Annotated in this window: 11 protein-coding genes; 7 read left to right on the top strand and 4 right to left on the bottom strand. The window is 36.2% G+C overall.

The window, feature by feature from the left end; translation table 11 throughout:
* Nucleotides 1–70: 70 nt before the first annotated feature.
* From CH354_RS16745 to CH354_RS16735, 3 genes are all read left to right on the top strand, one after another.
* Entirely contained in the window at nucleotides 71–1,144 is a 1,074-nt protein-coding gene (locus tag CH354_RS16745; RefSeq protein ID WP_100727311.1) for a cytochrome-c peroxidase, read from the top strand.
* Nucleotides 1,145–1,506: 362 nt separating this feature from the next.
* Complete coding sequence (locus tag CH354_RS16740) at nucleotides 1,507–2,088, top strand: hypothetical protein (RefSeq protein WP_100720125.1); 582 nt, start codon at nucleotides 1,507–1,509, stop codon at nucleotides 2,086–2,088.
* Between the two features lie 56 nt (nucleotides 2,089–2,144).
* Entirely contained in the window at nucleotides 2,145–3,002 is an 858-nt protein-coding gene (locus CH354_RS16735) for an LIC_13355 family lipoprotein (RefSeq protein ID WP_100727396.1), read from the top strand.
* 122 nt (nucleotides 3,003–3,124) lie between these two features.
* Here CH354_RS16735 and secA read toward each other — a convergent pair whose 3' ends face one another.
* From secA to CH354_RS16720, 3 genes are read right to left on the bottom strand one after another with little or no spacing between them, the layout of a single operon-like run.
* The gene (gene secA, locus CH354_RS16730) at nucleotides 3,125–5,884 is read right to left on the bottom strand and encodes a preprotein translocase subunit SecA (RefSeq protein WP_100727312.1); all 2,760 of its coding nucleotides are present in this window, start codon (nucleotides 5,882–5,884) and stop codon (nucleotides 3,125–3,127) included.
* A 10-nt stretch (nucleotides 5,885–5,894) separates the two neighbouring features.
* Nucleotides 5,895–6,584, bottom strand: a complete 690-nt coding sequence (locus tag CH354_RS16725; RefSeq protein WP_100720571.1) for a type 1 glutamine amidotransferase — start codon at nucleotides 6,582–6,584, stop codon at nucleotides 5,895–5,897.
* A complete protein-coding gene (locus CH354_RS16720) occupies nucleotides 6,581–7,162 on the bottom strand; it encodes a TlpA family protein disulfide reductase (RefSeq protein WP_238759931.1) in 582 nt (193 codons plus the stop codon). Before CH354_RS16720 ends, CH354_RS16725 begins: the two co-directional genes overlap by 4 nt.
* Nucleotides 7,163–7,308: 146 nt before the next feature.
* On the opposite strand from CH354_RS16720, the gene CH354_RS16715 reads away from it, so the two are divergent.
* Together CH354_RS16715 and CH354_RS16710 are read left to right on the top strand one after the other, a co-directional pair.
* Nucleotides 7,309–7,782: a DNA primase gene (locus tag CH354_RS16715; protein ID WP_100720569.1), complete on the top strand. Its 474-nt coding sequence runs from the start codon at nucleotides 7,309–7,311 to the stop codon at nucleotides 7,780–7,782.
* A gap of 110 nt (nucleotides 7,783–7,892) precedes the next feature.
* Nucleotides 7,893–9,212 (top strand): 6-hydroxymethylpterin diphosphokinase MptE-like protein, encoded by a 1,320-nt coding sequence (locus tag CH354_RS16710; RefSeq protein ID WP_243396131.1) that lies wholly within the window; start codon nucleotides 7,893–7,895, stop codon nucleotides 9,210–9,212.
* Here the strand turns inward: CH354_RS16710 and CH354_RS16705 are convergent.
* Nucleotides 9,209–9,394: a hypothetical protein gene (locus CH354_RS16705; protein WP_100720568.1), complete on the bottom strand. Its 186-nt coding sequence runs from the start codon at nucleotides 9,392–9,394 to the stop codon at nucleotides 9,209–9,211. The genes CH354_RS16710 and CH354_RS16705 overlap by 4 nt on opposite strands.
* 128 nt (nucleotides 9,395–9,522) lie before the next feature.
* Here CH354_RS16705 and CH354_RS16700 point away from each other — a divergent pair, with 128 nt between their 5' ends.
* Together CH354_RS16700 and CH354_RS16695 are read left to right on the top strand one after the other, a co-directional pair.
* Complete coding sequence (locus CH354_RS16700) at nucleotides 9,523–10,995, top strand: HDOD domain-containing protein (RefSeq protein ID WP_100720567.1); 1,473 nt, start codon at nucleotides 9,523–9,525, stop codon at nucleotides 10,993–10,995.
* Nucleotides 10,988–11,770: an ABC transporter ATP-binding protein gene (locus CH354_RS16695; protein ID WP_100727313.1), complete on the top strand. Its 783-nt coding sequence runs from the start codon at nucleotides 10,988–10,990 to the stop codon at nucleotides 11,768–11,770. The genes CH354_RS16700 and CH354_RS16695 overlap by 8 nt, the downstream gene beginning before the upstream one ends.
* The last annotated feature ends 28 nt before the right edge of the window (nucleotides 11,771–11,798 follow it).

Here is an 11,798-nt window from a genome sequence, read left to right as displayed (position 1 = left end):
CAGATAAACGAATTTTTTATTTCCCGAAATTGGTTTGCTCAAAATCGCATGAATTCACTGTTTGGTCATCATGGGATCCGTTGTAGCCAAAAGAGTAAATGATGCTCTAAATTTTTTAATCCATTTTTTCCTAACACTAACGTTCGTTTGTTTTTCTAATTGCAAAGAATTCAAAAATTCTAACAATGAAAACTACCAATTTCAACATTTAATCTCAATACAATTTATTAACGATATTTCTTTTGCTTCCGATCTCCAACAAAGAGCCAAAAATCAAATTGGGTCTCTTCCGAATTCTCCACCAGGTTCAGAAGATGATACGGAAGCAAAAATCAAATTGGGGAATAAACTTTTTCGTGATATTAATTTGTCTGCAAATCAAATACAAGCATGTGTTACCTGCCATCCAATTGATGGAAGATCTGCAGGTATGGATCGTCAAACTACCCCGCGGGGTACCTTTGGCCAACTTGGGAAAAGAAATACCCCAACGATTTTTAATGTTGGGTATAATTCTGTACTATTTTGGGACGGTAGGAGAAATTCACTCTATGACCAAGCAATTGATCCATTTATCAATCCTATGGAAATGTCATTGTCTTCTGAATCTGAACTGATCCAAAAAATCCAGAATGATCCCTCTTATAGTGAATATTTCGCAAATGCCTTTCCTTCAAATCCAAACATTAACCTACACAATGTTAAATTATCGATATCTGCTTTTGAAAGGAGTTTAGTTTCCAAATCGAAATTTGATGATTTTGTTTTGGGTAACTTACTCATCTTCAATCGACAGGAATTGGATGGTTTGAATATTTTTTTAGATGTTGGGTGTACCAATTGCCATTCTGGATATCTGTTAGGTGGAAATCATCTATCAAAACTTGAATCTGTTTCTTTATATAATCCAAATGATTTTGGTAAATTTGAAGTAACAGGTGATTCAAATGATCGGTATGTATTTAAAATCCCCAGCTTAAGAAACGTTACCTTAACTCAACCATACTTCCATGACGGAAGCGTAACTTCCCTTAAGGAGACAATTGGAAGAATGAATGAGTTCAAATTGAACAGACGATTGACGAGTTCAGAAATAGATTTGCTCATTGTGTTCTTAAAAACTTTATCAGATAAAACTAAATAAAATTAATTCTGTTGACGCAAAATAATGCTAAGACAAATGTGACAATACCTTCAGGGAGGAAACAGGTGAGAATCCTGTGCTGACCCGCAACTGTAATACGGAAAATGGATCATTCTATTTTCTGTTGAGCCAGATCTTCCCCGCAATGTTTTCTCGTGGATTGGGAACTTTGCACACTTATGCTCTTTATTTTCAATAAAGAGCATAAAGGGGCCCCGAAGGAAAATTCGGGGCACCCGTATGGAAAACAAAACTATTCGATTATCATCTTTAGATTTGGTATACACATGGATACATTCATGTCGTATCAACTTTCCGTTTCGCGTTCCCCTAAATTTCAAAAAAGATTTAGGAGAATCTAAATGAAAACTATATTTAAACTAACGCTCGTGATGTTATGTGCACTTGCCATTTCAGGATGTGCAGACACCGGTAAAGTAGACAAATCAGTCGCGGACAATAATCTAGCATTAGGTTTATTAAAAACTGTAGAGTCATCGACAAAAGAAGCAGGGCAAATCGAAATTAGAGGTACCTATTTACAAGCAAGTTGTTCAGCTGGTTCATGTAATACACCTGGCTCAAATACAGTATCAATCCAATCTAATTTTGGAACTACAACTGGATATTTATATGTAGACTATGTAAATGGTGCAGGTACTTCAACTTACAGAGTTAATGCAGAAATTGTAGAATTTAGTAATACCGATCGAGTACTCTATTACAAACCTAAGAATAGCGCAAATATTTCTGCACTCATTTGGACGATTACAGAAGCAAAAGAAATTTTAATTTGTGATGTCTTTAATGGCAAACCAACGTTAGCCGAAACAAAAACAGACCTTAATTCAAGAAAAGCATCAGGAACAGTTTATACTACAAATCCAAAGTCTGCTGGATGTAATGGTTCCTTTGCTTTCAATTTTCTAACGAGAACTTTTTAAGAATCAAAATTTTGCCTTCATTATACTATTGAATGAAGGCAAATAGGAGAAACAAATTGGGAACATACAAAATAAAATCAGCCCTATTTATATTCATTTTATCTTTTCCTTTTTTACAATGTAAAGGAGAGGAAAATAATAATGATGTCTTATTGTCGTTACTCGCAATTCCACGAGTCAACAATTCTTCCGCAATTCCATGTCCACCAACGTCTCTACCTACTGAGATTCCAATTGCAAATACAGTTGTCTCCGCCAATTCAACCATAAGTGGATTTAATAACCCTACGAAAGCGATCAATGGTATTTGTGGAGGTGGTGAGTTTTCTGGATCCTTAGATGTATATGCATTAAATTTAACAGGTGCTGGAGCTAGTTTCATTTTATCTTGGGCAGGCAAAACGGTAAAAAATGTAAGTGGCATTGATTTTATCGTCTACGAAAATCCATTCAAGGTATCAGAATCTAGCGATCGTTATGCTTTTGATCCAATGGTTGTACAAGTTTCTTTTAATGGAACAGAATATTGTGGATTTGATCTCAGTGGTTATAACCCAAGTGTATCCGACAGTAATAAAATATCATCTTGGCCAGGTTTTGCAGGACTTAGACCAGTAATTTATAATATGGCCACAAAACCATTTTCATTAAGTGAATTATTTACTCCAACAGGAAATGGATTTCTGTTAGGTGGAGGAGATGGATTCAATTTAGATGACCTAATTGTTGGTGGTCCAGGTGCTAACTGTGATGCAACAGCTCGTTCAAATATCCAAACAAATGGATTTAAATATATAAAAATGATTTCCGCATCCGCTGTTACAAACCCAAACACAGGGAATGGATACACCTATCCACATTCATATGACAATGGATCCGACATAGATGGTGTTGTCGCAAAATATATAGAATAAGGGTATTTTCAATTTGAACCCTCAAGTAGTCTAGTTAGAAATTAATTAGACTACTTGAGTTTTTTTTTAAAGTAAATACAGATTGATTGAATTGTGTTGGAAGATTTCCAACACAATTGATTCTAACGCTTGTTACGGCGACTAGACCTTCTCTCCGAACCTCCACCAGAACTTGTGGTTGAGGATACTTGTGGTTTCGTTTTATTGGATTTTAACTCATTTCCAAACATGTCCACTTCTGCTCTTTGTTCTTGGCCAATTTTTTTGTACTCTTTTGGCGAGGAATCATCTTGTTTTTTATCAGATTCAGTTACTTCAATTTTAAGTAAAAAGGAAACAACTTCGTTTTTAAGATTTTCCACCAATTGGTCAAACATCTTAAACCCTTGTAGTTTGTATTCGATGAGTGGATTTTTTTCTCCATATCCAACAGTCCAAATTCCTTCTTTTAAATGGTCCATTGCATATAAGTGCTCTTTCCATCTATGATCTAAAATATCTAGGAAAACATTCCTTTCGATCGATCTCCAAATATCATCTCCGATGGAAGAAACTTTAAAATCATAAAGTTCTTTCACCAACTTGGATACAACTTCAAATACTTTTAATTGTGGATTTGATTCTTTTTTGAAATCTTTTACTTCGATTGTATGATTGATCCCTAAACTTTGTAACCACTCATTGAGAGAGTCTAGTTCCCAAGCATCAACATTATTACCTTCGCAATATAGGATTACTTGGTTTTCCACAACTTCGTCAAAAAAATCAACGATGGTTTTGGACATATTTCCTTTATCCAATAGTTCGTTACGAATCCCGTATATGTAAATTCTTTGACGGTTCATAACATCGTCATACTCTAACAAGTGTTTCCTGATATCAAAATTGTGGCCTTCGACTCGTTTTTGTGCCCTAGCAATTGCATTGGAGACCATACTATGTTCCAATTCTTGACCTTCAGGCATTTTTAAAGTATCCATGATACGTGCTATACGATCAGAGCCAAAAATTCTCATTAAATCATCTTGTAACGATAAATAGAATCTTGAGGAACCTGGATCACCTTGTCGACCTGACCTTCCACGAAGCTGGTTATCAATCCTTCTGGATTCATGTCGTTCGGAACCGATGATATGAAGTCCACCTGCTCCAATTACAAAATCATGGTCTACTTTCCATTTTTTTGCATCCGTTAAAATTTTCAGACATTCTTTTTTGATCGTTTCATTACGAACGTCAGCAATTTTTCCCTCAGCATCATCAAACTTTTGTTTGATGAGACATTCTCGAAAACTATAAATTACTTCTAATTCATTTTTGTTTTTGATTCCTAATGAATCACATTTATCATCCAATTTTTCCAAATCATCTTTGTATTTTGGCGCACCACCTAGAACAATATCTGTTCCCCGACCTGCCATGTTGGTAGCAATTGTGATGGCTCCTGGTTTACCAGCGTTTGCAACAATTTCCGATTCTCTTTCGTGTTGTTTTGCGTTTAAAACATTGTGTTGGATTCCATGTGAAAACAATAACTTAGATAGAACTTCCGATTTTTCAATTGAAATTGTTCCAACTAACACAGGCTGTTTCCTTGAAACTTTTTCTTGGATATCTTTGACTACAGCATCAAACTTTTCTCGTTCTGTTTTATATACACGGTCAGGTAAATCTTGACGTTGGATTTTTAAATTAGAAGGAATCACAATCACATCTAAATTGTAGATTTTTTTGAATTCTTCCGCTTCCGTATCTGCTGTTCCTGTCATACCAGCTAGTTTTTTATAAATGCGGAAATAATTTTGGAAGGTAATGGAAGCTAATGTTTGTGATTCACGTGCAATGGGAACCCCTTCTTTTGCTTCCAAGGACTGGTGCAAACCATCAGAGTAACGTCTTCCTTTCATAAGACGACCTGTAAACTCATCCACGATGATTACTTCTCCATCTTGCACTACATAATCTTTGTCTTTAAAAAAGATTTTATGTGCTTTTAAAGCTTGTTGTACGTGGTGAACGAGTTCAATATTTTCGGCATGGTAAAGGTTTTCTACTTCTAATAAGTTTTCAACATGATGAACACCTGCTTCTGACAAAATTACATTTTTTGCTTTTTCATCAATCTCGAAGTCTTCTCCTTCGATTAACTTAGGGATAATTTTATTTACTTTTAGATATTTGTCAGTGGATTCTTCTGCTGGACCTGAAATGATGAGTGGAGTTCTTGCTTCATCGATTAAGATAGAGTCAACCTCATCCACAATAGCAAAGTTATGTTGTCTTTGGACACGGTGTTCTTTGTAACTTACCATGTTATCACGTAAATAATCAAAACCAAATTCGTTGTTTGTTCCGTATGTAATATCTGAATTATAGGCAACTTTACGTTCTTCGTGATCCATATCATGTTGAATGACACCAACAGAAACTTTTAAAAATTCGAAAACGGGACGCATCCAATTCGCATCCCTTTTTGCCAAATAGTCGTTTACTGTGACAACATGAACTCCTTCACCGGAAAGTGAATTGAGATAAATAGGAAGTGTAGATGTTAACGTTTTACCCTCACCGGTTTTCATCTCAGAAATATTCCCCCAATGTAAGGAAATACCACCCATCATCTGAACATCGAAATGGCGCATACCCAATGTACGATACGCTACCTCTCTTACAGTTGCGAATGCTTCTGGTAAAATATCATCAAGAGTTTCCCCATTTGCCAATCTTTCTTTAAACTTTAGTGTTTGAGAGGAAAGTGTTTCATCATCCATTGCTTTAATTGTAACTTCAAATGAATTGATTGCTTCTACGATTGGATTGAGCCTTTTTAAATCTCTTTCGTATTTGCTACCGAATAGTATAGTTAAGATTTTTTGAAACATGTTTTGTCCGTTATAAATTTATAATATTGCTAAAAATGATTTTGGCATTTTCTTCCATGGATTTCTGTTTAGAATCGATGTTAGAAAAATCTCCATTGCCCTTGGAGATAAACTCCTTATGGACATTTTGCCAAACTTGTAACATAGTCAATGTAGGTTCCAAGTGAGTTTGAAATGCAAACACCTTGTTCTTATAAGAAAACATTTGGTTTGCATAAAAATCACTGGCAAGTAAATGATCTGCTCCAACAGGAATATCAAAAATATCTTCGTGCAAATGAAATGCCATTATGGATTCTTTTTGAATTCCAGAAAAGATAGGATGTTCTGGTTTTAAAATTTGAAGCTCGGAAAACCCAGTTTCGGGACCCTTTGTTCCAGGCCTCACATTTGCACCTAATGCCCGTGCTATGATCTGAGATCCCAAACACACTCCAATTAATTTTTTATTGGGTAAAGCGACTACGTTTTCAACAATTTCATAGTATGGTTTAAAAAATTCTTGTTTATCAGGATCGGCAACTGACTGCGGGCCACCTAACATGACTATCAAATCAAAATTCAAATGTATCTCAGGCATCAAATGTACACGAGAATCATAAGCATTATGGTAACTTATACGGTAACCTTTTTCTCGTAAAATTGGTTCTAGAATTCCAGGACCTTCACAATCAATAAATCGAATAATCACTGCTCTCATATAGATTCCATTCCAAATTGGTAACGAAAGAAATTGAATTTAGGATCTTTCTCGATGGTTTCTTTTGTTGTTAGTTCTGAGATGGATCCCAAAAAGTTATAATACAAACGCAGTGGTTTTGTTTCGAACAGTAGTGTTTCTGGTGTCCCTGTCACAAGCCCACCTTCCTTGACTCGAAAAGGTTTCTTCATAAAGATGATAGGGATTTGGATATTACGATTTTTGATTTCAACCTTCATCCTCTCTTTTGCCATTTGGTAGACTTGGCCAAACGGAAGTTCGTCGGTGACATCTGGAACAATTTGGTAAGGATCAACGACCATATAAATTGCTTTGTTTGGAAATTTGTTTTGGATCTCAGCGTATAATAAATTTAATGCAGGAATTTCTTTCCAACAAGGCACACAATCAGGAGAATACACATTCATTGCAATTTGGTCTTTTGCCAAGTTTGCAAAGTTGATTTCTTCCCCATCGGCTGTGACACCAACAAACAAAGTCTCTCCGAAGTAGGAGGATTTCGCAGGTGCACAAGTAATGAGACATAAACTAATCAATAAACTGAGGGGGGTCTTCATAAATCCCATATTTTGGACGGTCCATCCCCATGGTTTGGACTAGGAGAACGTCTGTAAAGTCCGTTTTCGAACTTTCCCTTGACATATGACCCGCATGCCCCACTCTGGTCTAACGTTCCACTCTCTTCCCCAGGAATTTATAAAAAATGAGCCAATCACATAAAGAAGACTTCGATATCGTATCCTTAATAGAACTTTGCCGGGAAAAAAAATACGAAACATGTGTGGCCGGTTTCAGTGCGATCGACAAAATCGAAAAAATCACTCTTCCTAAAAAATTAAAAAATCGGAAACTCACCGTCCAAGCATTGTATGCACTCACTAACGACTTAGTGCAATGGAAATACTTATCTTCCGAAGAAAAAGCTCTCCTCCAGGCTGAAAAAGACAAACTTGCAGGTGTCACTTCCACTGCGGGTACATCATTTGCTCCTCATGCAGAAGAAGATATCGAAGAAGATTTTATCCCTGAAGAAGAAGCTAAAAAACCAGAATTTGAAGATGGTTATGAAGATGAATTCGGTGATGATTCGGATGAAGAAGAAGAGGACGATGACGATGATGATTTCGACGACGACTCTGATGACGAAGAAGATTCAGATGAGGACGAAGAGGATTAGAGGTTAGGCCCATTCCTCTACTTCCCCTCTTTCAAAACAACCTTCTCTATAACTTTCAAACCCCCGAAGCATTTTATTTACACTCAAAAGTCTCCCCTGAAAAGGAGGCTTTGCGATTCTTAAGCCAAATCCAATTAGATTCCATTCCCATCATTCTGGGATTAGGTGCCTTACATACTGTTCGTTCTCTTGTTTTATCCCCAATGGGCCAACCAGTTGTCATTGTTTGGGAACCACTGCTTGAAGTATTTGATCTTCCCGCATTCCAAACTGAAATGTTTGAACTTTCGGAAACGGCAAAAGAGAAAGGATTCACATTGGTTCTCGTCACTGGACTTACGCCAAAGTGGAATGAAATCAAAGAAAATCTCCCTCAGTTTACTCATTCAAAAGAACCCATCAATCGAAAATGGGCTTTGTATGTGACTCCGAGTTATGAACGTTATTTCCCAAAATTGATCGAAGAGTGCCGGGAAAACTTTCTTTCCCAATTCCAATCGCAAAACACAAATCAAAATACAATCCAACACTTTCGTAAAGTTTGGACTCATAATTATTTAAAAAACAAATCTACAATTGAGAAAACAAAAACCTCCATCCAGTGGTTTCAATCCTTTCGTGGAACAAACTCTAATGTATTATTTTTAGGGGCAAGCCCAGGTCTCGAACGAGATATTGAATCAATCAAAAAACACCGCAATACATTCACATTATTTGCGAGTGATACATCGATTGGTTTCCTTTTAAAACATTCGATTCTTCCCGATTATATTCTTTCGTTTGATTCAGGAAGAGGCACATTGTTTCATTTTTTAGTCGAATTACCAACTTCTATTCCCATCATCACTTGGTTAGGCGGCTCATCATGTTTATTTGAACTTCCGAATCCAAAAATATTAGTGAATACGGGCCATCCTTTGGACCAAATTGTCTCTTTTTATTTTCAAAATGAGAAAGGTTTGGATTGGCCACATATACAAAACCCAAGTTTAAATTTGCTAGGAATGGCAATGTCCATCACAAAGGAAATATTCAATCGGAATTTAGTTTTAAGTGGTGTGAGTTTTGTATCAGAATTTGGGAAGTCACATTGTAATGGTACCGGATACGAACGATACTATTTACCTCAATTACATAGAAAACAAAGTATGGAATCTTTCACCAAACGTCTGTATTCTGGTGTCAGAAAAGGAAAAAATCTATTGGTGTGGGATGAATTGTTATCTGCAAAAACAAAAGATAAGATTCAAATTTTTTCAGAGTTAACAGCATTCAATACAAACAGTTCATCCGAACAACAGATAGAACTAAATTCATTTCAGGGTTTTCCCCCAAGGATATCCGATTTGGCAAAGTGGGCAAACCAAGACCAATCTGGCATCATCCATTCCGAAACTCTCAATGTTTGGTTGCGGTTTTCACTAGGTTAAGCTCCGAATAGAATTGGTATTTCTTGTAAATTCCATTCAGCTCGTTCACGATTCGCAGGGATCCGATCAAATCCTTTTGTTTTTTTGGTTTTTCCCTTAGGTCTTTTCTCTAAGTCTTCTAAGATTTTTTCCAATCGTTCTTCCATCATCAAATGCAAATTCATTTGGTCTAACATATCCATTGTGTTTTCCTCCACTGATGAATACAGATTACCAGATGGGGGGGACAAAATAGAAACTGCTTTGGAAAAAAATATCTATTGCCTCCAAAAGAATTTAATTTATAAGAGTGTAACGGGAAAAATCATTTGTGAATTTTAAAGATATCATTTCTCAATTAGAAACTTCCAAAGAATCCAGAATTAATTTTTATTTTGTGACTGAAGAACAAAATCAGGAGATATACGCATTACTTGTCCATGTAATGGGGTATATGGACAAATTATATTTAGTGGAAGTCATTTTCACTGTCCTGAAAGAACTCCTTATGAATGCCAATAAGGCAAATGCAAAACGTGATTACTTTAGTCGCGAAAAATTGGACATCCAAAATGCCACTGATTATGCAAAAGGCATGTCAAGATTCCAAGAAAACATCATCATGAAGTGGAACGAACAATTAGAGCGGTTAGATGGTGGAAATTATTACATTAGTTTACTCATGAAAGTGGAAGGAAAATCCATTCACTTCGCTGTTGAAAATAACGCACCAATCACAAAAGAAGAATTATCAAGGATCAATCGTCGTATTGAAGTCGCTAAAAATTATAATGATTTATCAGATGCTTTCACCGATGTTTCGGATAGTACCGAGTCAGCAGGTTTAGGATTAGTACTGATCCAATTACTTTTAAAAAATTCTGGAATTGGTTCTGATAAATTTAAAATTTTTACAAATGAGAAAATAACACGCGCTACACTGAGTGTTCCCGATGTTACGACTCCAGTCGAAATCCAAACAGACCTAAAAACCAAGTTATTAAATGAAATCGATGGTCTCCCACCGCTTCCTCATTCATTGACCAAAATCATCCAACTTTGTAACAATCCAGATTCAGACTTACACATGATTTCACAAGAAATTGAACGTAATCCTGCTTTGTCTGCTGATTTACTAAAACTTTCCAATTCTGCTTTTTTTGCGAATCGGAGCCAAGTAAGTTCCATTTTACAAGCGGTGAAAGTAGTCGGATTAAAAAACCTTCGTAACCTACTTTATGTTTCTGGTGTCCGTAAGATTATGGATGGCCAATACGGCAAAATGATGGATGTGTGGGAACACTCTAGTCGTTGCAGTTATTATGCAAGATACCTCGCAACAGAAAACAATCATACCAATAAAATTGCAGATATCATTGCCGTATGTGCTCTGTTACACGATATTGGAAAGTTTTTGTTATTATCCGTTGATAGAGGGTTTTTCAAAAAAATCGAAACCTACCAAAGAGGTACAGATTCTGGAAACTCAACTCTTCTTGAAGAGATGGCAATTGGACTAAGCCACCCACAACTCGGAGCCTTACTTGCTGAAAAATGGGAATTCCCACAAGACTTACGTGTTGCGATTGAATACCATCACAAACCATTTTTGGCTCCACCAGAACTTCGGGATCTGGTAGAAGTGATCTATATGGCCAATATGATGGCAGATTTCCATGAACAGAAAAAAGGGTTTTATGCCATTGACAAAAACTTGTTAGCTAAGTTTAATTTAGACAACATCGATGTTTTTTCAGCAGCTGTGAATAAGGTAGAGGTATTGTACAAAAAAACAAATGAGTGAGGTTGTTCGGTTTCATTCTGTTTCGTTTATTAGAAATGATAAAACCATATTACAGAATGTGAACTTTTCACTCACACAAGGTGAGTCTCTTGCTATTGTTGGGCGTAACGGTGCCGGAAAAACAACACTCATCAATTTACTATTTGGTTACCTATGGCCGACATCTGGAAATGTTTCAACCTTTGGTGAAACATATGGTGACACACCCATGGCTCCTTTACAAAACAAAATGGGCATTGTCCAACCAGGCCACCAAGAAACTTTATTACAAAGACTCACTGCTTTCGAAATGGTTTTAACTGGTGTCATTGGAACATTGGGTTTGTACAAAGAACCAACACCTGAACAAACAAAAACTGCATCATTATTATTAGAATCAATTGGTTTAGAGAATAAAGCCCACCAACTGTACCAAACACTCTCTTCAGGAGAAAAAATGAAGGTGCTCTTATTACGTGCGTTTGGTGAAGGAAAAGAATTACTCATATTGGATGAACCTACTGCTGCTCTAGATGTGACAGCTAGGGTAGATTTTGGCCGATCGTTATATTCATTAAAACAAAACAATCCGAAACTCATAAGAATTCTGATCACACACCGAATCGAGGAAATCCCGGAAGATTTTCATAAAATTCTTTTGTTAAAAGAGGGACAGGTATTGGCATTTGGAGAGAAACAATCCGTTTTTACGGATACAAATCTTTCAAAGTTATATGATTTAAATCTTTCCGTAAGCGAAAAAAAAGGACAGTATCAAATTACTGTCCTTTCATAAACTTACACTCTATTAGCTAAAGATAAGA

This window comes from Leptospira levettii (genome assembly GCF_002812085.1).
Taxonomy (GTDB): Bacteria; Spirochaetota; Leptospiria; order Leptospirales; family Leptospiraceae; genus Leptospira_A; species Leptospira_A levettii.
The sequence above is the reverse complement of the archived record's forward strand: the minus strand, read 5'-3'. Positions and strand labels throughout refer to the sequence as shown.

Excerpts from the sequence above, each read along its gene's own strand:
- CH354_RS16745 (WP_100727311.1), top strand. The coding sequence starts at position 71 with ATGGGATCCGTTGTAGCCAAAAGAGTAAATGATGCTCTAAATTTTTTA.
- CH354_RS16740 (WP_100720125.1), top strand. The coding sequence starts at position 1,507 with ATGAAAACTATATTTAAACTAACGCTCGTGATGTTATGTGCACTTGCC.
- CH354_RS16695 (WP_100727313.1), top strand. The coding sequence starts at position 10,988 with ATGAGTGAGGTTGTTCGGTTTCATTCTGTTTCGTTTATTAGAAATGAT.
- secA (WP_100727312.1), bottom strand. The coding sequence starts at position 5,884 with ATGTTTCAAAAAATCTTAACTATACTATTCGGTAGCAAATACGAAAGA.
- CH354_RS16715 (WP_100720569.1), top strand. The coding sequence starts at position 7,309 with ATGAGCCAATCACATAAAGAAGACTTCGATATCGTATCCTTAATAGAA.
- CH354_RS16725 (WP_100720571.1), bottom strand. The coding sequence starts at position 6,584 with ATGAGAGCAGTGATTATTCGATTTATTGATTGTGAAGGTCCTGGAATT.
- CH354_RS16705 (WP_100720568.1), bottom strand. The coding sequence starts at position 9,394 with ATGGATATGTTAGACCAAATGAATTTGCATTTGATGATGGAAGAACGA.
- CH354_RS16720 (WP_238759931.1), bottom strand. The coding sequence starts at position 7,162 with ATGAAGACCCCCCTCAGTTTATTGATTAGTTTATGTCTCATTACTTGT.